A 21,050-nucleotide genomic window follows, 5' to 3' on the forward strand; every position below is an offset into this window, starting at 1 on the left:
GGTGCTGCCGTGGCTGATGCGTGAGTGTTTCCGCAGGTAGGGCTGCTAGCGGTGGTAGTGGAAGCTGGGTGACTTATTTCTTTGCGCACGCCCGTCCGCTCCCCGCGGAGCCGCATCCCTGGGACGACCATCGGCGTCATCAACGCCTTCTGCCGCAACCAGCCGAACAACAAGTGCCGCTCCTGGATGAACCCGTGATCGACCCGGAAGACCGCGAGCATCAGGCGGCTGTTGCCCGCCTGATGCTCCCCTACCTCAACGGGCAGTTCGCCTCAGGTTTCCGCCTCCTCGGAGTGCTGCCCGGCCCCGGTTCCGTACGCATCGCGCTCCACGCCGACGACGGCACCGAGTACCTGTACGAGATCGGCAACGAAGACGTGGCGCCCGGATGGGTTCCGCTGCTGCTGCGCAACGCCCTGGCCCGGCCGGCTGCCCCCACGGGCAACCGCGTCATGGGCATGAACTTCATCTCCCTGCAGCAGGCCGAGGCGACCTGGAGCCTGGAGGAGCCGGCCATCGACCAGGTGCTGCGCACGCTGCGGGCACTGAGCGACCCGGCCGATGAGGAGATGCCGTCTCTGATCGGGTTCCTGCTGCATGGCGCTTCCCGGCTTCGTCTGTACGTGCAGCGGCGGGAGCAGCCCGGCATCATCGGCGTAGACGTCCGCCTCAGCAACGCTGGTCCGGCGGTGCTGGGCTCGGTGATGTCACTGCTGGAGGAACGGCAGTACCGGCATCCGGCTGGTGACGACCCGCACTGCGAGTACACCCTTGACCTGACCACCTGGGGCGAGACTGACGGCTCGTAACCGACTCATCGGCACAGGAGCCTCCCACCGCATCCCCACCAGGGCTCTCAACTCCGCCGATGTGCGGCAAGGGCGGCCAGCAGACTGCCGACGCTGCCGGTGTGAACGATCACTTCCTCGTCCTCGGACGGGACGTCGAAGCGGGCGAAGAAGTCATCCAGAGCTTCCGGGGTGACGGTGAGGGCGTTGGCGTCTTCGCGCTGGTTGCGTTCGGCCAGGCGCCGCAGCAACTCGTTGCGGTCGGCTGGAAGGCAGACGACCAGAGGGTGGCCGCCCGCCTCGTGCGGCTTGCCGCCAGGCGTCGCGCTCACGGCGGCGCCACAACCCGTGGTCCAGGACGACGTCGTTACCAACGCCCAGTTCCTTGACGAACCGCTGGCGGACCGCCTCGGCCACGGGCTGTTCGCGCTCGAAGTACGTGTGCTCGGGGCAGTCCACGCCGTAGCGGCCGTAAAGGCGGTGTACCTCCTCGTCCACGGACAGCCGGGTGAAGCCGTATGCGGCCAGTGCCTGGGCGGCAGCGGTCTTCCCGGAGCCGGGTCAGGCCGGCCAGGAGAACGGCGAGGGGCACGTGCTCGTCCCTTCCGCGTGGAGCCGCTCTGGTCGGCGCCAGGGCGATCACCTCTTGCCCGCGGTGACGGGCGAGCCGGCCCGGCCACCGCACGACGCTGTCCTCGGTGGTGACCTGTTCGTGAACGAACCGCAGATGCGGCTGGCCGCCGAGCAGAGCGGCGGCACCGTGCAGGACCTCGCCCGCGGTCAGGATCACCACCGCGTCGGCGCCGAACGCGAGGCGCCGACCGGGCTGCTGGCCCGCTGCGTCAGAGTCCTGGAGGAACAGCGCCCGGGAGGTTCATGACCCGCTCCGGCGTCGGTTCCGTCACCCATCCCGCCACCAGCACCAGCCGGGACTCGCGGTCGACGGCGAGGAAGCCGAAGGGGCGGTCGAGGACGGCGCGGACGACCGTGGACTCGTAGCGGGGCTGTGGCGGCGCGCTGCCGTACACCTCCGCGACCGCCGTCACCGCCGCCGCGCGGAAGCCCAGCGGGCCGAACTGGGCCAGCGCCGACTGGCGGGCCTGGCCGAGGGCGAGCGGGTGGGGGCTGATGCCGGGGAAGTGGCCGTGGCGGGTGTCCGACGCCGTCGTCAGGCCGAACAGCGGGGCCAGGGACAGCAGATCGTGATCGGCGCGTACTTCGTACGCCACGGTCCGTACGTCCAGTGAGGGTGGTTCGGGCCTGACGGTCGGCTGCTGTTCCACGTACAGGCCCGGGCCCACGTGTCCGTGCGGCAGCGTGCCGCCCGGAGTGAGCGGCAGGGCCCGCTCCACGATCTCCACCCCGGCCGTGAGCACCTGACCCGGCGTCATCCGCTCCTCGCCGAGTATCAGGTGGACGTCGATGCCGTTGTCGCCGGGCACCGTCAGCGCCGTCACGAAGCCGTCCGGCGTGCCCGCCACGCCCACCCGGTCCGGGCGTGGGCCGCGCCGGTGCAGTCCGCGCAGGGTACGGCCCTGCCAGGGGCCCGTGTCCGGCCGGAGCGGCTGTTCGTCGAAGGGCTGGCGCCAGGTCGTACGCAGCGCGAGCGCGCTCGCCAGCACCATCCGCGCCTCCCGGGTCAGGGTCACCGGCATGCGCTCGACCAGCCCGCCGGTCCGCTCGGACGCCCACCTGTCCAGCCGCTCCTGCGCGGTGACCAGGTCGTCGCCGAACACCCCGTACGTCCCCGCCGGGAGTCCGGCGCGCCACTCCTCGCGCGGCGTCAGGCCCTGGTGCGTCCACAGGCCGAGCGCCGCGTCCAGGCCGGTGACCGAGGCGAGTGCGGCCAGCAACTCCCGTGCCGCGCCCGCCGCCCGGTCGGCCGGCGCCCCCAGCGCCTCGGCCAGTTCCGCGCGCGCGGGGCCCGCCGCGCCGTCGGCGAGGAACGCGAGCAGGGGCCAGACGCCCGCCGCCGAGAACACCGTGCCGTCCTGCGCGGCCGACGCCCATCGCCGGGTGAGTGCGTTCACCGCCCGGACGGCCCCCGCGTCCGCCCGACTCCCCGTCAGGGTCGTTCCTGCCGTGGTCATTGCCGCCCCCGTTCTGTGACTGTTCCGGCCCGGAAGCACCGTATCGGTACCGGCGTCCGGGTCCCGCGCCCCGGTGGAGGCGACGAGCGGGCCGGGCGGAGGTGTGAGCGCGCCTATACGGGGGAGAAAGTGCCTGGGTAAAGCCCTCCCCCGCCTCATGTCATCACATCGAGTGATTCTCTGGCCTTTGCTTGCACGGCACAACCCACGGTTGCCACGCTGTTGCTGTCTGTACAACCTGATGGGAGCGGCCAGTGACTTTCGGTGAGCAGCCGGCGTACCTGCGCGTCGCGGGTGATCTCCGCAAGAAGATCGTCGACGGTTCGCTGCCGCCCCACACCCGTCTCCCCTCCCAGGCCCGCATCCGCGAGGAGTACGGCGTCTCGGACACGGTCGCGCTGGAGGCCCGCAAGGTGCTGATGGCCGAGGGGCTGGTCGAGGGCCGCTCCGGCTCGGGGACGTATGTGCGCGAGCGGCCGGTGCCGCGCCGGGTGGCCCGCTCCGGATACCGTCCGACGGGCGGTGCCACGCCCTTCCGGCAGGAGCAGGCCGACGCCTCCGTGCGTGGCACCTGGGAGTCCAGCAGCGAGCAGGCGCAGGCCGGGGCCGCCATCGCCGAGCGGCTCGCGATCCAGGCCGGGGACCGGGTGATGCGCACCAAGTACCTGTTCCGGGACGCCGGGGAGCCCATGATGCTCTCCACCTCCTGGGAGCCCCTCGTCCTCACCGGCCGCACCCCGGTGATGCTGCCCGAGGAGGGGCCGCTCGGCGGGATGGGCGTGGCCGAGCGCATGCGGGCCATCGACGTCATCGTGGACAACGTCACCGAGGAGGTCGGGGCCCGCCCCGGCCTCGCCGAGGAGCTGCACGTGCTCGGCGGTGTCCCCGGTCATGTGGTCCTCGTCGTCCAGCGCACGTACTACGCCTCCGGCCGCCCCGTGGAGACCGCCGACGTGGTGATCCCGGCGGACCGGTACCGGGTGGCGTACCACCTGCCGGTGAAGTGACCGGCGAGGCCGTTCACGTTCAATGGTTGCCGGTGAGCGGAGGTGCGTGGCCGTCGGTGAGCGGGTGCGTGCGCCCCTCTGAGTGAGGTAGCGCACACCCTCGGCGCTCCGTGTGCAGGACTTCCCGGTCGCGCGCCCGCCTCCCGGCCTTGGCGTGCCGCCGCGATCCGGCCGTTTTCCCAGGTGGTCACCGGTCACTCGGATATGCCTGCGCCGCACGGCGGTGGCGCTCACGACGGCGCATTGGTACGCGTGCGCCCCCGGTGTTCTGGCTGGTTGCGTACCTCTTTGTGAAAAGGCGTATTCGCTGAGTAAAGGTTGGGCGTACGCTCGGGCATATGCGGATTGCGGTTTCCTTAGGCGGGGCCCGGCGGGGGGCCGAGGCGGGACGGGGGTACCCCTGCACGAGCGCCGCCGAGACTGGGGGAGGGTGCGGCCATGCGACAAGTGCCGGGGGCGGTGGGAGCCGTGAATGAAGGGACGGTCTCCCTGCCCTGGATCGTGATACGGCAGGACGACAGCGGCAATCGCTACCGCGTGGGCCGGTACGCGACCCGGGCCGAGGCCCAGAAGATCGCCGACAGCCTCGACGACCGGGGTCACAAACAGGTCTACTGGGTCGAGCGCATCGGCCAGAACGGGGACGGCGCGAGCAACTGACCCTCGGTGGCCTCCCGTAGGCTCCGCTGCATGACGCCCAGCACGCCCAAGACACCCCGCGCGGACCGGATCGTGGTGGTGGGAGCCGCCCTGTTCGACGGCGGCCGGCTGCTCGCGGCGCGCCGCAGCGCGCCCGCCGATCTGGCCGGACGCTGGGAGCTGCCCGGCGGCAAGGTCGAGCCGGGCGAGAGTCCCGAGGACGCCCTGGCGCGCGAGTTGCGCGAGGAACTCGGCGTCGACGCCGAGCCGGTCGAGCGCGTGCCGGGGGAGTGGCCGCTCAGGGCGCCGTACGTCCTGCGGGTGTGGACCGCCCGCCTGCGCCCCGGCTCACCCGCGCCCCGGCCCCTCCAGGACCACGACGCGCTGCGCTGGCTGACGCCGGACGAGATCTGGGACGTCGCCTGGCTGGACCAGGACGTCCCGGCGGTCCGGGAGGTGGCTGCCCGATCGGGCGCGGGACTCCATGGACACACAGCTGCTTCGCGGGGCGCGGGCAACCCGCAAGGACCCGCAGCCGCACGGCAACCACGCCACCCGGGCTCCTAGGGGGACGGCTCCCCGCGCGGAGCGCCGCGTACGCCGTTCGTGCCACTGTGCGCCCCGTCGCACGGTACTGCCCACTGGATATCGGGTATGTGCCCATTAACCCCACGAAATCGGACATGGGTGAAGCTCGCTGGCCTGGGAAGTGATCGGCGTGATCGACACCGATGGTGACTGCGCCGAGTGGACTTTTCCCGCCGAGCCGGGAGCCGTACGCGCCGCGCGTGCCGCCGTCCGCGGCCAGTTGCACGGCTGGAATCTCGACTGCGTCGCCGACTTGACCGCGCTGCTGGTCAGTGAGCTGGTCACCAACTCGTTGCGGCACGCCACCGGCCCCATCGGCGTACGGCTCGTGCGTCCTGCCGGACTCGACGGGGCCCGGACGCTGCTGGTGGAGGTCTCCGACCCGCTCCCGGACCCGCCGCGCGAGCGCGTCGCCCGCCCCGAGGACGAGGGCGGGCGCGGCCTGCAACTGGTGGCCGGTTCCTCGCGCCGCTGGGGCACCCGGCCCGGCGCGAGCGGAAAGACCGTCTGGTTCGAACTCGCGTTGCCGCGGTGACGTGCCGGCGGGTCAGTAGTGATGAACGGGCGGGAGCGGAGCGACGCATCGGCGGGACCGGGGTGATGGGGGAGCACACGAGGGGCACAGGGGTGTACGGACGGCGACGCACGTCCCGCGTGCGCCCCGGGCACACGACCCGTCACCGACTACGTGATTCGAGGGCGTGCTCCCTGGTTAGAAGAGTGGAAGTGTTGTCACGGACTGGTCCGAAAAGCACCTGGACCATGCTGTGATCGTGAACACCGTGTTGTGCGGCGCCGTAGTGCTGGATACTGCGGGCAGCCGCCCCCGGTGACCGGTGCCGGGCGCGGTGAGCTGGAGGGGACGGTTCGCGTGAGCGAGATACCAGCGAAGGCCACGGAGTCCGAGGACCCGTCGGACGGCGCGAGGAACCAGGCCGCGGTGGCTGCCGTACACGGCGACGCGCGGCGCGAAGCGGTACCCGGCGACGCCATGTGGCAGAGCAGCCCGCCCGGTTCGATCTACGACTACATCCGGGTCGCGTCCTTCTCCATCGGCCCCGGCGGACTGGTCGACCAGTGGAGCCTGCGCGCCGAGCAGCTCTTCGGCATCCCCGCCCGACGCGCCGTCGGCATGGACCCCATAGAGGCCTTCGTCGATCCCGACCTGCGCGAGCACGGCCAGCGCAAGATGGCCGAGATCCTCGACGGGCGGGAGTGGACCGGGGTCGTGCCCTTCCGGATGCCGGACGCGCCCGACGGCGCGCGCGGCGAGGAGGGGCTGGCCGAGGTCTACGTCATGCCCACCCGGACCGCCGAGGGCGAGAAGGCCGCCGTGTGCATCGTCGTCGACGTCCGCACGCTGCGCAGCATCGAGACCGACCTCGCCGCATCCCAGGCGATTTTCGGCCAGTCTCCCTTCGGGTTCCTGCTGATCGACACCGATCTGAGGGTCCGTCGGGCCAACGAGCGATTCGCCTCCATCTTCGGTGGTTCCCCGGACGACCACCGCGGCAAGGGCGTGCACGACTATCTGCCGCGCGGCGAGGCGGAGCGCGTTTCGGCCACCCTGCGCCGGGTGCTGGAGAGCGGCCAGTCCATCACCGACATGCATGTCACCGGGCACGTGCCGAACTCGGCGGAGCGCCGGCACTGGTCGGTCAACCTCTACCGGGTGCACGGCGGCAGCGGCCGGCCCATAGGCATCGCCTGGCTCGGCACCGACATCACCGCCCGCCGGGCCGCCGCCCGCGAGGCCGCCGCGGCCCGGCGCAACCTCGCCCTGCTCAACGAGGCTGGAGCCCGCATAGGGAATTCGCTGGACCTGGAGACCACCGCGCGCGAACTCCTCGACGTCGTCGTCCCCGGCTTCTGCGACCTCGCCACCGTCGACCTCTACCAGGGGCTGCTGACCGGCGACGAGACCCCGCCCGGCCGGGCCGACGGCAGCGCGGAACTGCGCCGCGTCGCCTACGCCAGCGCCGTCTCCGGCGCGCCTCTCGGGATCACCGGCAAGCGGGTCGCGGTCGGCGCCGTCCACCACTTCCCGTTCGCCTCGCCGTGCGCCGACGCCCTGCGCACCGCCCGGCCGCAGCACGTGCCCGCCGAGGACGGCGGCCTCGTGCAGTCCACGCTGGCCGTGCCGATGGTGGCCCACGACACCGTCGTAGGCCTCGCACAGTTCGCCCGGACGAAGGGCAGCGAGCCGTTCGGCGACCGCGACCGGGACCTGGCGGTGGAGCTGGCGGCGCGCGCCGCGGTCTGCATCGACAACGCGCGGCTGTACCGCAGGGAGCACGAACGGGCGCTGATCCTGCAACGGTCCCTGCTCCCGCCCGGCGACCCCGAGGCCTCCGGGCTGGACATCGCCTGCCGCTATCTGCCCGGCAACGCGGCGACCGAGGTGGGCGGCGACTGGTTCGACGTGATCGAACTGCCCGGCCACCGTACGGCGTTGGTGGTCGGCGACGTGATGGGACGCGGCCTGCGCGCGGCCGTGGCCATGGGCGAACTCCGCACGGCGGTACGGACCCTGGCGCTGCTGGATCTCGAACCGGCCGAGGTGCTCTCGGCGCTGGACGAGATCGCGCGGGGCCTCGGCACACCGGGGGGCGTCCAGCAGGCCGGCCGCACGGCCCGCCAGCCGCGCGACGTCGACCTGTCCGAGGTGTACCTCGCGACCTGCGTGTACGTGGTGTACGACTCGGTCACCAGACGCTGTACGTTCGCCAACGCCGGCCATCTGCCGCCGGTGCTGGTCGAGCCCGGCGAGAGCGCGCTCATGCTGGACGTGCCGCCCGGCATGCCGCTGGGCGTGGGCGGCGAGCCGTTCGAGGAGGTCGAGGTCGAACTCCCGGAGGGCGCCCTCCTCGCCCTGTACACGGACGGCCTGGTCGAGTCCCGCCACCACCCGCTGGACGAAGGACTCCAGGCGTTCGTCGGCGCGCTCAGCGACCCCGCCCCGCAGCTGGAGGACGTCTGCGACCACGTCCTCAACACCCTCGACACCCACCATGGCGAGGACGACATCGCGCTGCTGATGGCGCGGGTGCAGGGGCTGCCGGCCGAGTCGGTCGGCGACTGGACGCTGCCGCGCGAGCCGAAGAGCGTGGGCCGGGCGCGGGAGTTCGCCCGGGGCCAGCTGCAGAGCTGGGACCTGGAGGCACTGGTCGACACGACGGAACTGCTCGTCAGCGAGCTGGTCACCAACGCGCTGCGGTACGGCGAGGGGGAGATAAGGCTGCGGCTGCTGCTGGACCGGACCCTGGTGTGCGAGGTCTGGGACTCGGGGCTGGTGCAGCCCCGGCGCCGGCGGGCCCGAGACACGGACGAGGGCGGCCGGGGGCTGCAGCTGGTGGGGCTGCTCAGCGCGGCCTGGGGTTCCCGCCGGACCCCGCGGGGCAAGACGGTGTGGTTCGAACTGCCGCTGCCCGGCGCCGAAACGGGCCTGACCGACCCGGCGGAGGCCCTGCTGAGCCTCTTCTGACCGCCGCCCGCCGACGCGCCGCCCGCCGACTCCCCGCCCACCGGGTTCGCTGGTTCTCCCCCGCCGGGCCCCGGCCACCGGCTCTCGCCCGTCGGTTCCCGCGCACGGACTCGACTCGGTCGGCCGAGGCGGGTCGGGGGGCGATTCCGGTTCGCCGTCACGGTGGCGGCAGACGGCGGCGGCCCCTCGTCTCCGGGCCCCCGTAGCAGGCCGGCGGGCCCGCGTCCTCGTCCTCCGCGAGCAGGAGACCGCCCAGGACCGCGCCCGGCACACCGGGGGCGGCCGTGGCGGCGGTGTACGGGGTGCCGTGGGAGCGGACGTCCTGTTCGGCCCGGTCCCGGGATTCCCGGGCCGCCCGGTCGGCCTCCGCGGCGTCTCCCGCGGACAGGTCGCGCACCGCCTCCGCCAGGCGTACCCGGGCCTCCGGGCCCACCGCGCCCCGGTGCACCCCGATGAACTCCTCCGCCCCGGCCACCGAGCTGCGCGCCACCAGCAGTGCCGCCGCGGACAGCACGCCCGCGTGGCCGTTCTCCAGACGTTCCACCGCCCGCGTCATCCGGCACAGGGCGTCCAGCGGGTCGTACGGGCCCGACGTCCTCTCGTCGCGCACGGTGGCCAGCACGGTGTCCGCGTGCGTGAGCCGGGCGTGCAGGTCGCCGTACGGCAGGGGCTTGCTCCCGCCCCCGCGCCGGGCCGCCGCCAGCTCCGCCTCCGCGCCGGTCAGCGCGGCCGGCAGCAGACCGGCCGCCGCCCGCAGCTGCGAGGCCAGCCGGTCCACCCCGGATATCAGTACCCCGGCCTGCGCCACCGCGCCCTCGGCGGCGCGCAGTTGCCGGGCGGCCAGGTCGCCGTCGTCGCGGTCGGCGGCCTGCCGGGCCTCGTTGAGCCGTGCGGTGGCGAACACGAGCCGGTCCTTGGCCTGTTCGACGTACCCGGTGACCGGTTCGACGGCGGACCGTGCGTAGCGCTCGTGCAGCGCGGCGAGCGTCTCCTGCGCGGTCACCGTCCGCCCCGCCAGCTCCCGGAAGCGGCTCTCGGCCGCCTCCAGCGCCTCGCCCAGCCCCGGCCCCTCCAGCCCCCGCAGCAGGTCCAGCGCTGCCGCCTCGGAGTCCAGCCGGCGCCCGGCCTCCGCGCACCGGCCGATCACCCCGACCAGCGCCTGCCGCCGGGCCGCCGAATCCCGCGGCACCCCCTGCTCGTAACGCCGCCAGATCGCGCACGCGGCCGACAGCTCGGTCTCGGCGGCCCGCAGGGCGTGGGCGAAGACCTCGATGTCCGGCCGTGCGAACCGCTGCCGGACGAAGGAGAGTTCCTCCCGGCTCGTACGGACACAGTCGTCGGCCGTCACCAGCGCGGTGCGGGCCTGGCGGTCGAAGTCCGCCGCGGTGGGCGCGGGCGGGGCCGCCGGGACGACCCCCGGAGTCGTGCGGGTACGGGCGCGGCGGGTACGGCGCAGCCAGCCGTAACCGGCCAGCGCCACGGCCGCGCCCCCGGCGACGAGGGGCAGCACGAGGTCGGCCGTGGACGTACCGTCCTGCTGGGGCGCGGCGGCGCTCGCGACCGTCCCGTCGGCCGTCGCGGGAACCGGATCTTGTGTCGTCACCGTCATCACCGGCAACACCAGCCACCCGACCCCGGCCGCGGCCCCCAGCACGGCGTGCGCCAGCCGCACCCGTATGTGCGCCGTGGCGCGCCGGGGCCGGCCCCGGATCAAGGAGGACGTCACATTTCGGAGCGTATGGGCAGGTAGGCGCGTTCGCGAGCGGGACGGATACGGGCGGGGGACAAGGGAAGAGGGGGCCGGAAATGGACAACGGGAGCGGGCGGCGGGACCGCGAGAGGGGCCGGATTCCCTCCGGGGCGGCCGACGGCAGCCGGAAGAAGAGGCTCCGCCGGCGCGTCCTGCGCTGCGCCCTCGCCGGCCTCGCCCTCGTGCTCGTCCCCCTCCTCACCGCCGAGACGGCCCTGCGCGTCGACTACACCGGCACCCCGGCGCCCGGCACGACCACCCGCGGCCAGGACGCCCTCTGGCTGGGCCACGCCTGGGTCGACGGCCGTAAGAACGACGCCGACGTGCGCGCACTCGCCCGCCGGCTGAAGGACACCGGCATCCGCGACCTGTACGTCCACTCCGGCCCGCTGGAGCATGACGGCACACTGCCCGACTCGGCGTACCCGAAGGCCCGCCTGCTGGTCTCGGCCGTGCACCGGGAGCTGCCCGGGGTCCGGGTGCAGGCCTGGCTCGGCGACCAGCTGGCCACCGAGAGTCCCGACGGGCTGCACCTGGAGCGCGCCGCCACCCGCGCCGCGGTCCTGGCCTCCGCCCGCCGCGTCCTCGCCGCCGGGTACGACGGGGTGCATGTCGACCTGGAGCCGCTGCACTCCGGTGACCGCGACTACCTCTCCCTCCTGGACGGCCTGCGCACCCTCACCCACGCCCGGCACGCGCTGCTGTCCGTCGCCGCCCACCAGATCGACCCGCTGCCCGCGTTCCACTCCCTCTGGGGCACGACCACCGGTCACCCCAAGTGGTGGTCGCAGGCCTACTTCGGGCAGGTGGCGCGGCGCGTGGACCAGATCGCCGTGATGTCGTACGACACCATGCAGCCGGTGCAGAGCCTGTACGGCGGCTACGTGGCCCAGCAGACGAGCCTCGCCCTGGAGGTCACCCCGGACACCACCGACCTGCTCATGGGCCTGCCCTTCTACCACGAGAACCGCTTCGGCCACCGGGCCCGCGCGGAGACCGTCCCGGCCGCCGTGCGCGGGGTCCGGCTCGGCCTGTCCCGCACCGACGCCGACCGGGTCCGCTTCGGCGTCGCGCTGTACGTGGACTTCGCGGCGACCGAGGCCGACTGGCGCGCCTACCGGGAAAACTGGGTTCGCTGAGCTCCTCCTGTGCGCGAGAGTGGGGCCGGTGACCGAGACCCGACAGCCCCGGACCCTCGCCGACCTCGCGCCCCTCGCCCGCGCCGCCCTCGGCCCGCACCGCACGCTCAGCGCCGTCACCCGGCTGCGCGGCGGCTCCAAGAAGGGCGTCTACCGGCTCCGCCTCGACGACGGCGAAACGGCGATCGCCTACGTCTGGGCACCGGACGAGGACTACTGGGGCCCTACCGGTGCCGATCCCCGCGACCCCTTCTCGCACGCCTCCGGGCTCGACCTGTTCACGGCCGCCCACGACCGTCTCACCGCCGCCGGCGTCCGCACCCCGCGTCTGCTCCACGCGGACCCCGTGGCGGGCGCGGCCGTGGTCGAGGACCTGGGCGGCGGTGGCAGCCTGGAGGAGGCGCTGCGCCGCGACCCGGACGCCGCCCGCCCGGCACTGCACCGGCTCGCCGATGCCCTGCGCACGCTGCACGGCACCCGCTCCGCCGCCCACGGCAAGGTGGCCGTGATCGACAACGGCGGTACGGCACACGGGGATTCCTGCGCCCGGCTGGTCACCGGCCGCGCCCTGGCCGACATCGCCGAGACCGCCGTACGCGAGCCGCGGGCCGCCGCCGCCCGGGAGCGGCTGGAGGACGCCGTGCACGCCCTGGCCGCGGAGGTCCGCCCGCGCGCCGACCACGTCCTCGTGCACGGCGAACTCGGCCCGGACCACGTCCTGTTGGACGAGCACGCAAACCCCGCCCTGATCGACATCGAAGGGCTGATGTACTTCGACGCCGAGTGGGAGCACGTCTTCCTGCGGCTGCGCTTCGGGCCGCACTACGACGTCCTGCGCGCCGACGGCCTGGACGAGGGCCGGCTGCGGCTGTACCGGCTGGCGCTGCACCTCAACCTCGTCGCCGGCCCGCTGCGGCTGCTCGACGGGGACTTCCCCTTTGCCGAATCCATGCGCGGTATTGCCGAGCACAATCTGGCACGCGCCCTTGACCTGGTGAAACGCTGAGAGTCGGCGGGCTGCGCCTGCGGGTGCCGGCCGAGCGGCCCGGCCGCGGTGCTACGACGACGACCTCCTCCTGATCTTCGAGCCCAGCCACACCAGCGGGTCGTACCTGCGGTCGACCACGCGCTCCTTCATCGGGATCAGGGCGTTGTCCGTGATGTGGATGCCCTCGGGGCAGACCTCCGTGCAGCACTTGGTGATGTTGCAGTAGCCGAGGCCGTGCTCGTCCTGGGCGGTGTGCCCCCGGTCCAGGCCCGTCTCGGCGGCCCCGTCCAGCGGGTGCATGTCCAGCTCGGCGATCCGCATCAGAAAGCGCGGGCCCGCGAAGGCCGGCTTGTTCTCCTCGTGGTCGCGCACCACGTGGCAGGTGTTCTGGCACAGGAAGCACTCGATGCACTTGCGGAACTCCTGCGAGCGGTCCACGTCCTCCTGCGTCATCCGGTACTCGCCGGGGCCCACACCCGCGGGCGGCACGAACGCCGGGACCTCCCTGGCCTTCTGGTAGTTGAAGCCGACGTCCGTCACCAGGTCGCGGATCACCGGGAAGGTGCGCATCGGGGTCACGGTGATCGTCTCGTCGCGGGAGAACACCGACATGCGCGTCATGCACATCAGCCGGGGCCGGCCGTTGATCTCCGCCGAGCACGAACCGCACTTGCCCGCCTTGCAGTTCCAGCGCACGGCCAGATCGGGGGCCTGGGTGGCCTGGAGGCGGTGGATGATGTCGAGGACCACCTCGCCGTCGTTCACCTCGACGGTGAAGTCCCGAAGGCCACCGCCCTCGACGTCACCCCGCCACACCTTGAAGCGGGCCTCGTAGCTGCTCACTCGTACAGCTCCTCTTCGGCGAGGTACTTGACCAGCTCCTCCTTCTCGAAGAGGGCGAGCAGGTCCGGGCGGATGGGTTCGGTGGTCTCGCGGGTGAGGCGGATCTGCCCGCGGGCCGGGTCGGTGGCCGCGAGGCCGCCGGTGGGATCCGCGAGGGCGCACAGCAGGTTGGCGTTGCGCCACCGGCGGTCCATCGTGGGATGGTCCTCGCGGGTGTGGCCGCCGCGCGACTCGGTGCGCTCCAGCGCCGCGCGGGCCACGCACTCGCTGACCAGCAGCATGTTCCTGAGATCCAGGGCGAGATGCCAGCCCGGGTTGAACTGGCGGTGGCCCTCCACCCCGGCCCGGCGGGCGCGCAGGCGCAGCTCGGCGAGTTTCTCCAGGGCCTGCGCCATCTCGCCCTCGCGGCGGATGATGCCGACCAGGTCGTTCATGGTCTGCTGGAGTTCCTGGTGCAGGGTGTACGGGTTCTCCGGCGGGCCCGCCTCGCCCGCCCGGTCCGCCTCCGCCTCGGCCTCGGCCGAGAAGGGCCGCAGTGCCTCGGCCGCCGCCATGTCCACCTGGGTCTCGTCCACGGGCGGGCGGGCGTCCGCGAGGCCCGCCGCGTACTCCGCCGCGTGCCAGCCCGCCCGGCGCCCGAACACCAGCAGGTCGGACAGCGAGTTGCCGCCGAGCCGGTTGGAGCCGTGCATGCCGCCCGCGACCTCACCGGCCGCGAACAGGCCCGGCACCCCGCGCGCGCCCTCCGTGTCGGAGTCGACGGCGATGCCGCCCATCACGTAGTGACAGGTCGGCCCGACCTCCATCGGCTCCGCCGTGATGTCGACGTCCGCCAGCTCCTTGAACTGGTGGTACATGGAAGGCAGTCGGCGGCGGATGACCTCCGCCGGCATGCGCGTCGAGACGTCCAGGAAGACCCCGCCGTGCGGGGAGCCGCGGCCCGCCTTCACCTCGGAGTTGATCGCGCGGGCGACCTCGTCACGGGGGAGCAGCTCGGGCGGGCGCCGGTTGCGCTCCTGGTCCTCGTACCAGCGGTCGCCCTCCTCCTCCGACTCGGCGTACTTCTCCTTGAAGACGTCGGGGACGTAGTCGAACATGAACCGCCTGCCCTCGGAGTTCCTGAGCACCCCGCCGTCACCGCGCACCGACTCGGTCACCAGCAGGCCCTTGACCGACGGCGGCCAGATCATGCCCGTCGGATGGAACTGCACGAACTCCATGTTCAGCAGCGAGCCGCCCGCGAGCAGCGCCAGCGCGTGCCCGTCGCCGGTGTACTCCCACGAGTTCGACGTCACCTTGAAGGACTTGCCGATGCCGCCGGTCGCGATGACGACGGCGGGCGCTTCGAGGACGAAGAAACGGCCGAACTCACGGTCGTAGGCGAAGACCCCGCTGACCCGCGAACCGTCTTTCAGAATCCTCGTGACCGTGCACTCCTGGTAGACCTTGAGCCGGGACTCGTAGTCGCCGGTCTCGCGGTGGTCCTCCTGCTGGAGGGCGACGATCTTCTGCTGGAGCGTGCGGATCAGCTCCAGGCCCGTACGGTCGCCGACGTGGGCGAGGCGCGGGTACTCGTGGCCGCCGAAGTTGCGCTGCGAGATCTTCCCGTCCTTCGTGCGGTCGAACAGCGCGCCCCAGGTCTCCAGTTCCCATACCCGGTCCGGGGCCTCCCGCGCGTGCAGCTCGGCCATCCGCCACTGGTTCAGGAACTTGCCGCCGCGCATCGTGTCGCGGAAGTGGACCTGCCAGGTGTCGTGTTCGTTGACGTTGGCCATCGCCGCCGCAATGCCGCCCTCGGCCATCACCGTGTGCGCCTTGCCGAACAGCGACTTGCAGATCACCGCCGTACGGGCGCCCCGCTCGCGCGCCTCGATCGCGGCCCGCAGCCCGGCGCCGCCGGCACCGACCACGACGACGTCCCACTCCTGCCGGTCCACCACGGACATCAGTCGGCTCCACCTGTTTTCTAGAGGATCTGTTCCTGGAGGGTCTGTTCCTAGAAGAAGCGCGGGTCGGCGAAGACCCCGGACGCGACGAGATACACGTAGAAGTCGGCGAGCCACACGCTGAACAGCGACGCCCACGCCAGCTGCATGTGCCGGGCGTTGAGCCGGCCCACGAACTGCCACGCCCGGTAGCGCACGGGGTGCTTGGAGAAGTGCTTGAGCTTGCCGCCCACGATGTGCCGGCACGAGTGGCAGGAGAGGGTGTACGCCCAGATCAGCACGATGTTGACCAGGAACACCAGGGTGCCGAGGCCCATGTGGCCCCACCGGTAGTGCGTGTCGCGGAAGGACAGCATGGTGTCGTAGGTCAGTACGCCGGCGACCAGCAGGGCGGCGTAGAAGAAGTACCGGTGGACGTTCTGGAGGATCAGCGGGAAGCGGGTCTCGCCGGTGTACTTCGCGTGCGGCTCGGCGACGGCGCAGGCGGGCGGGGACGCCCAGAAGCTGCGGTAGTAGGCCTTGCGGTAGTAGTAGCAGGTCAGCCGGAAGCCGAGCGGGAAGATCAGGATGATGATGGCGGGGGACAGGCCCCACCAGCTCCCGAAGAGGTCGGCGTTCGGACCGGCGTGCATGGTCCGGCAGTTCTGCGCCAGACAGGGCGAGTAGAACGGCGAGACGTACGGCGCCGCGTAGTAGTCCGCGCCCGCGAAGGCCCGCCACGTCGAGTAGACGACGAAGGCGAACAGACCGGCCGCGGTGACGGCGGGGGCCAGCCACCAGCGGTCGGTCCGCAGATGCGGGGCGGCGATCGCGGCGCGCGTACGGGCCCGTACGCCGCCGCTGTTCTGTTGGGGTTCCGTACCAGTGGCCAAGGGATGACTCCGGTCGGTTCAGGTCGGTTCAGGGGGCGTGGCGGTCGCGGGCCCCCAGTCCCTCGTCGTCCGTGTCGACCCACAGGGAGCGGTCGTACGGCGTGTCGGAGATGGTGACGAGGTCGGGCCGGCGGGGCGCGGTGCCGCTGTCGGCCGTGTCGCGCAGCAGCCCGAGGCTTTCGCGCAGATGGTCGGCGTCCATCCGGACCCGGCGCATCTCCAGGCCGTTGCTGCCGAGCTGGTGCTCCAGGCGCCCCAGCGAGCGGTTCAGCTCGTCGAGGGAGCGCTGGACCGAGGCGATGTCGTCGTGCACGGACATGGTGTGCCCTCACTTCCGCGGGTCCGGCGGGCCTTGGGCGGCAACGTTCATGCGCCTTGGAGTGTTGCGCGTCACACGTGCCGATGTGAAGGCATGTGCAGCGATTGGCGGAGGCGTACGGATGCATCAGCGGTGGTGTTGCGCCACACGGGTGAGGTCACCACCCGTCATCGCCGTGTCGCCCTCGGTTGCCGGATCCTTTCCTCTTCAGTGGGCCGCATAGATCTGATCAGCTCCATATACCGCCAAACGTGATCATAACGCCCGCGGCTTCCCGGAGGTAGCAGAAATGTCCAACGAGGGCTGGCGCCCCGAAGGGGCGCGGGGAACTGCGCGCTCGGCCACGACGGTGCCGCGGACGGCCGAGTGCGCTTCGCGGCACTTCATGCGCTCGGTCGCCTTCCTGGCGGCCGGCGCCCTCGTGCCGTTCCTCACGGGCTGCGGCGCCGACGTCGACGAGGCCGGCAAGCCGCTCGCCGGGCAGGACATCGCCCCGGCCGCCCGGGACCTGATCGCCGACGGCGGGACGCTGAAGTGGGCTGTCGACGCCGTCCCCGAGACCCTGAACACCTTCCAGGCCGACGCCGACGCCGGCACCACCCGGATCGCCCAGGCCGTCCTGCCCTCGATGTTCCGCCTCGACGCCCAGGGCCGGCCGGCGCCCAACCCCGCCTACCTGGAGTCGGCCAAGGTCATCGAGACCGAGCCGCGCCAGGTGGTGGAGTACAAGCTGAACCAGCAGGCCGTCTGGAGCGACGGCCGGGAGATCGGCGCCGCCGACTTCGTCGCCCAGTGGCGCGCCCTGTCCGGCAAGGACAGCTCCTACTGGACCGCCCGCAACGCCGGGTACGACCGCATCGAGAAGATCGAGCGCGGCGCCGGCGACCTCCAGGTCCGGGTCACCTTCTCGCGTCCGTACGCCGACTGGAAGTCGCTGTTCTCGCCGCTGTATCCGAAGCAGGTCATGGGCAGCCCGGACGCCTTCAACGACGGCGCCCGGCGAAAGCTCCAGATCACCGCCGGACCCTTCAGGGTCGACAAGGTCGACACCGCCGCGAAGGACGTCGTCCTCACCCGTAATCCGCGCTGGTGGGGCAGGCCGGCCAAGCTGTCCCAGATCGAGCTGCACGCCGTACCCCGCGACAAGCGGGCCGCCGCGCTCGCCGACGGCAGCCTGGACGCCGCCGACGTCGACCCCGCCGAGGCCCAGCTGATCGGGCTCGCCGCCCAGGGCGCCGGAAGCCCGCTCCAGGGCTCCGGCAGGACCTCCGTGAAGAAGCTGCGCTCCTGGGCGCGGGCGCACGGTTTCGGCCCCGACAAGGTCAGGGCCGACGAGCAGGAACTGCGCAAGGACGTCGGCGCGTACCTGAACGAGCAGCAGGCGCTGCGCGGCTTCGACGTCCGCAAGTCGCTGGAGCCCGCCTACACCCAGCTCGCGCTCAACGGCTCCGAGGGCCCCCTCGCCGACGAGCGGGTCCGCCGGGCGGTCGCCCGCGCCCTGGACCGCAAGGAACTGGCCAAACTGGTCCTCACCCCGCTGGGCCTGCCCGCCGTCCCGGTCGGCAGCCATCTCGCGCTGTCCGGGCAGAGCGACTACGCCGACAGCAGCGGCGCCCTCGGGCAGGCGGACACCAAGGAGGCGGCGGCGCTGCTCGCCGACGCCGGCTGGGTGGCGGGCGGCCCGGTCAAGGAGCAGAAGAAGGGCAAGAAGGCGGCCGGTCCCGAGAGCGACAAGAGCGCCAAGGAGAAGCCGTCGGACGGCGGCAAGGACGGGCAGTACATCGTCGGCGAGGACAACAAGAGCGGCGACGGCGGCGACCGGCACCTCGCGCAGGAGGGCAGGCAGGGGGGAGTGCCCGGCGCGTACGCCCCCAAGGGCACGGCCGCCCCGGCCGGCGTCCCGGCCGGGCCGCTCGCCAAGGACGGCAAGGCGCTGGCGCTGCGCTTCGTGCTTCCCTCCGGGCCCGGCTCCGAGACGTTGCACACGGTCGCCGAGCGGATCTCCGCGATGCTGGACCGGGTCGGCATCCGCACGACGATCAGCAAGGTCCCGGACGAGAGCTACTTCAAGGACCACATCGCCTCCGGCGACTACGACCTCGCCCTGTACTCGTGGCCGTCCTCCGCGTTCCCGGCGACGGACGCCCGGCCGATCTACGCCAAGCCGGTGCCGGCCGCCGACGGCTCGGTGAACGTCGAGCAGAACTACACGCGGGTCGGCACGGACCAGGTGGACCAGCTCTTCGACCAGGCCGCGGCGACCCTGGACGAGGACGAGGCGCGGAACCTGATCAGGAAGGCCGACTCCAGGATCTGGGCCGCTGCCGGATCGATTCCGCTGTACCAGCGGCCGCAGTTGGTGGGGACGAGGAAGAACCTCGTCAACGCCGGGGCGTTCGGATTCCAGACGCCCGTCTACGAGGACATGGGGTATCTGAAGAAGGGCGCGAAGATCTCCCCCAGCCCCACGAAGTGACGGCCGCCCGGCCTGCGCGGTGATGATCACACGGCCCTGAGGAGGCCGACCGTCCCGGGGCCACGTACCATGGGGTGAGGCCGTGGCGTGTGAAGCCCGGCAGGGCCCGCGTCACAGGACGTACGCGACGGCCTTCCTCACACTCCGGGAGTACGCCTTCATGGCCACGCGCCACGACATCCGCAACGTCGCCATCGTCGCCCACGTCGACCACGGCAAGACCACCATCGTCGACGGCATGCTGAAGCAGGCCGGCGCGTTCGCCGCCCACCAGCTCGACCAGGTCGACGACCGAGTCATGGACTCGAACGACCTGGAGCGTGAGAAGGGCATCACGATCCTCGCCAAGAACACGGCGGTGAAGTACCACCCCAAGGACGGGGGGGAGCCCATCACCATCAACATCATCGACACCCCCGGCCACGCCGACTTCGGCGGCGAGGTCGAGCGCGGTCTGTCGATGGTCGACGGTGTCGTGCTGCTCGTGGACGCCTCCGAGGGCCCGCTGCCGCAGACCCGCTTCGTGCTGCGCAAGGCGCTCCAGCAGCGCCTGCCCGTCATCCTGTGCATCAACAAGACGGACCGCCCGGACTCCCGGATCGACGAGGTCGTCAACGAGACCTACGACCTGTTCCTGGACCTGGACGCGGACGAGGACCAGATCGAGTTCCCGATCGTCTACGCCTGCGGCCGTGACGGCGTCGCCTCGCTGACCAAGCCGGCCGACGGCACGGTCCCGGCCGACAGCGACAGCCTGGAGCCGTTCTTCTCCACGATCCTGGAGCACATCCCGGCCCCGACCTACGACGAGGCCGCCCCGCTCCAGGCCCACGTCACCAACCTCGACGCCGACAATTTCCTCGGCCGTATCGCGCTGCTCCGCGTCGAGCAGGGCGAGCTGCGCAAGGGCCAGACGGTCGCCTGGATCAAGCGCGACGGCTCCGTCAGCAACGTGCGCATCTCCGAGCTGATGATGACCGAGGCGCTCACCCGCAAGCCCGCCGAGATGGCCGGCCCGGGTGACATCTGCGCGGTGGCCGGTATCCCGGACATCATGATCGGCGAGACCCTGGCCGACACCGAGAACCCCATCCCGCTGCCGCTGATCACGGTCGACGAGCCCGCGATCTCCATGGTCATCGGTACGAACACCTCGCCGCTGGTCGGCCGGGGCGGCACCGGCAAGGGCGCCGACGCGAAGTCGGCCGTGAAGGACCGCAAGGTCACCGCCCGCCAGGTCAAGGACCGCCTGGACCGCGAGCTGATCGGCAACGTCTCGCTGCGCGTCCTGGAGACCGAGCGTCCGGACGCCTGGGAGGTCCAGGGCCGTGGTGAGCTGGCGCTCGCCATCCTGGTCGAGCAGATGCGCCGCGAGGGCTTCGAGCTGACCATCGGCAAGCCCCAGGTCGTCACCAAGGAGGTCGACGGCAAGGTCTACGAGCCGGTCGAGCGCATGACGATCGACGTGCCCGAGGAGCACATGGGCGCGGTCACGCAGCTCATGGGTGTCCGCAAGGGCCGTATGGACAACATGTCGAACCACGGCTCCGGCTGGGTGCGCATGGAGTTCGTGGTGCCGTCCCGCGGTCTGATCGGTTTCCGGACCGAGTTCCTGACCCAGACCCGCGGCACGGGCATCGGCCACTCCATCCACGAGGGCCACGAGCCCTGGTTCGGCACGCTCCAGACCCGTAACAACGGCTCGCTGGTCGCCGACCGCTCCGGCGCCGTCACCGCGTTCGCGATGACGAACCTCCAGGAGCGCGGCGTGCTGTTCACCGAGCCGGGCACCGAGGTGTACGAGGGCATGATCGTCGGTGAGAACTCCCGCTCCGACGACATGGACGTCAACATCACCAAGGAGAAGAAGCTCACCAACATGCGGTCCTCGACGGCCGACGTGGCCGAGTCGATCGTGCCGCCGCGCAAGCTGTCGCTGGAGCAGTCGCTGGAGTTCTGCCGTGACGACGAGTGCGTCGAGGTGACCCCGGAGGCCGTTCGCATCCGCAAGGTGAACCTGGACGCCCGCGAGCGCGCCCGCGCCGCGAGCCGCGCCAAGCACGGCTGATCCACCGGCAGTTGAGCCCGGGTGCCCCGAGGGTGGGGTACCCGGGCTCTTTG

General features: G+C 72.1%; 18 protein-coding genes and 1 pseudogene. 11 read left to right on the forward strand and 8 right to left on the reverse strand.

From position 1 onward, the window contains the following. Nucleotides 1–194: 194 nt before the first annotated feature. Nucleotides 195–809 carry a hypothetical protein gene (locus tag ACZ4MF_RS16415; RefSeq protein WP_467492678.1) on the forward strand — a complete coding sequence of 205 codons (615 nt, stop codon included), beginning with the start codon at nt 195–197 and terminating at the stop codon, nt 807–809. Between the two features lie 47 nt (nt 810–856). On the opposite strand, the gene ACZ4MF_RS16420 is transcribed toward ACZ4MF_RS16415, so the two are convergent. Together ACZ4MF_RS16420 and ACZ4MF_RS16425 are read right to left on the reverse strand one after the other, a co-directional pair. Then, nucleotides 857–1,120: a P-loop nucleotide/nucleoside kinase family protein gene (locus ACZ4MF_RS16420; RefSeq protein WP_467492679.1), complete on the reverse strand. Its 264-nt coding sequence runs from the start codon at nt 1,118–1,120 to the stop codon at nt 857–859. A gap of 28 nt (nt 1,121–1,148) precedes the next feature. Next, nucleotides 1,149–1,316: pseudogene (locus tag ACZ4MF_RS16425) on the reverse strand (ATP-binding protein); the annotation flags it as partial. Here ACZ4MF_RS16425 and ACZ4MF_RS16430 point away from each other — a divergent pair. Continuing rightward, nucleotides 1,297–1,668 (forward strand): hypothetical protein, encoded by a 372-nt coding sequence (locus ACZ4MF_RS16430; RefSeq protein ID WP_467492680.1) that lies wholly within the window; start codon nt 1,297–1,299, stop codon nt 1,666–1,668. The pseudogene ACZ4MF_RS16425 and the gene ACZ4MF_RS16430 sit on opposite strands and share 20 nt — an antisense overlap. Here the strand turns inward: ACZ4MF_RS16430 and ACZ4MF_RS16435 are convergent. Next, entirely contained in the window at nt 1,631–2,878 is a 1,248-nt protein-coding gene (locus ACZ4MF_RS16435) for a serpin family protein (RefSeq protein ID WP_467492681.1), read from the reverse strand. The genes ACZ4MF_RS16430 and ACZ4MF_RS16435 overlap by 38 nt on opposite strands. A 254-nt stretch (nt 2,879–3,132) precedes the next feature. Between ACZ4MF_RS16435 and ACZ4MF_RS16440 the strand changes: the two genes are divergently transcribed. The 5 genes from ACZ4MF_RS16440 to ACZ4MF_RS16460 all read left to right on the forward strand — a co-directional run bounded on the left by ACZ4MF_RS16440 (nt 3,133) and on the right by ACZ4MF_RS16460 (nt 8,596). After that, nucleotides 3,133–3,885: a GntR family transcriptional regulator gene (locus ACZ4MF_RS16440; protein WP_467492682.1), complete on the forward strand. Its 753-nt coding sequence runs from the start codon at nt 3,133–3,135 to the stop codon at nt 3,883–3,885. A 468-nt stretch (nt 3,886–4,353) separates the two neighbouring features. Then, the gene (locus ACZ4MF_RS16445; RefSeq protein ID WP_467492683.1) at nt 4,354–4,545 is read left to right on the forward strand and encodes an SPOR domain-containing protein; all 192 of its coding nucleotides are present in this window, start codon (nt 4,354–4,356) and stop codon (nt 4,543–4,545) included. Between the two features lie 30 nt (nt 4,546–4,575). Then, nucleotides 4,576–5,091, forward strand: a complete 516-nt coding sequence (locus ACZ4MF_RS16450) for a (deoxy)nucleoside triphosphate pyrophosphohydrolase (RefSeq protein WP_467492684.1) — start codon at nt 4,576–4,578, stop codon at nt 5,089–5,091. Nucleotides 5,092–5,233: 142 nt separating this feature from the next. Continuing rightward, nucleotides 5,234–5,647, forward strand: coding sequence for an ATP-binding protein (locus tag ACZ4MF_RS16455; RefSeq protein WP_467492685.1), 414 nt, complete (start codon nt 5,234–5,236; stop codon nt 5,645–5,647). Between the two features lie 336 nt (nt 5,648–5,983). Continuing rightward, nucleotides 5,984–8,596 (forward strand): SpoIIE family protein phosphatase, encoded by a 2,613-nt coding sequence (locus tag ACZ4MF_RS16460; protein ID WP_467492687.1) that lies wholly within the window; start codon nt 5,984–5,986, stop codon nt 8,594–8,596. A 157-nt stretch (nt 8,597–8,753) separates the two neighbouring features. Here the strand turns inward: ACZ4MF_RS16460 and ACZ4MF_RS16465 are convergent, their stop codons facing one another. Next, nucleotides 8,754–10,322: a hypothetical protein gene (locus tag ACZ4MF_RS16465; protein WP_467492688.1), complete on the reverse strand. Its 1,569-nt coding sequence runs from the start codon at nt 10,320–10,322 to the stop codon at nt 8,754–8,756. Nucleotides 10,323–10,402: 80 nt separating this feature from the next. Between ACZ4MF_RS16465 and ACZ4MF_RS16470 the strand changes: the two genes are divergently transcribed. Together ACZ4MF_RS16470 and ACZ4MF_RS16475 are read left to right on the forward strand one after the other, a co-directional pair. Further along, nucleotides 10,403–11,485 carry a glycoside hydrolase family 18 protein gene (locus ACZ4MF_RS16470; RefSeq protein WP_467492689.1) on the forward strand — a complete coding sequence of 361 codons (1,083 nt, stop codon included), beginning with the start codon at nt 10,403–10,405 and terminating at the stop codon, nt 11,483–11,485. Between the two features lie 28 nt (nt 11,486–11,513). After that, nucleotides 11,514–12,491: a phosphotransferase gene (locus ACZ4MF_RS16475; RefSeq protein ID WP_467492690.1), complete on the forward strand. Its 978-nt coding sequence runs from the start codon at nt 11,514–11,516 to the stop codon at nt 12,489–12,491. A 51-nt stretch (nt 12,492–12,542) separates the two neighbouring features. Here the strand turns inward: ACZ4MF_RS16475 and ACZ4MF_RS16480 are convergent, their stop codons facing one another. From ACZ4MF_RS16480 to ACZ4MF_RS16495, 4 genes are read right to left on the reverse strand one after another with little or no spacing between them, the layout of a single operon-like run. Further along, the gene (locus tag ACZ4MF_RS16480) at nt 12,543–13,316 is read right to left on the reverse strand and encodes a succinate dehydrogenase/fumarate reductase iron-sulfur subunit (protein WP_467492691.1); all 774 of its coding nucleotides are present in this window, start codon (nt 13,314–13,316) and stop codon (nt 12,543–12,545) included. Continuing rightward, on the reverse strand, nt 13,313–15,262 hold the full coding sequence (locus tag ACZ4MF_RS16485; RefSeq protein ID WP_467492692.1) for a fumarate reductase/succinate dehydrogenase flavoprotein subunit: 1,950 nt from the start codon (nt 15,260–15,262) through the stop codon (nt 13,313–13,315). Before ACZ4MF_RS16485 ends, ACZ4MF_RS16480 begins: the two co-directional genes overlap by 4 nt. A 50-nt stretch (nt 15,263–15,312) precedes the next feature. Further along, nucleotides 15,313–16,134 carry a hypothetical protein gene (locus tag ACZ4MF_RS16490; protein WP_467492693.1) on the reverse strand — a complete coding sequence of 274 codons (822 nt, stop codon included), beginning with the start codon at nt 16,132–16,134 and terminating at the stop codon, nt 15,313–15,315. 28 nt (nt 16,135–16,162) lie between these two features. Further along, the gene (locus tag ACZ4MF_RS16495) at nt 16,163–16,453 is read right to left on the reverse strand and encodes a hypothetical protein (protein WP_467492694.1); all 291 of its coding nucleotides are present in this window, start codon (nt 16,451–16,453) and stop codon (nt 16,163–16,165) included. Nucleotides 16,454–16,838: 385 nt separating this feature from the next. On the opposite strand from ACZ4MF_RS16495, the gene ACZ4MF_RS16500 reads away from it, so the two are divergent. Further along, complete coding sequence (locus ACZ4MF_RS16500; RefSeq protein WP_467492828.1) at nt 16,839–18,929, forward strand: ABC transporter family substrate-binding protein; 2,091 nt, start codon at nt 16,839–16,841, stop codon at nt 18,927–18,929. A 160-nt stretch (nt 18,930–19,089) separates the two neighbouring features. Continuing rightward, nucleotides 19,090–20,997, forward strand: a complete 1,908-nt coding sequence (gene typA / locus ACZ4MF_RS16505) for a translational GTPase TypA (protein ID WP_467492829.1) — start codon at nt 19,090–19,092, stop codon at nt 20,995–20,997. Nucleotides 20,998–21,050: the final 53 nt, after the last annotated feature.

The sequence above is a fragment of the Streptomyces sp. NPDC025793 genome, from assembly GCF_055558375.1.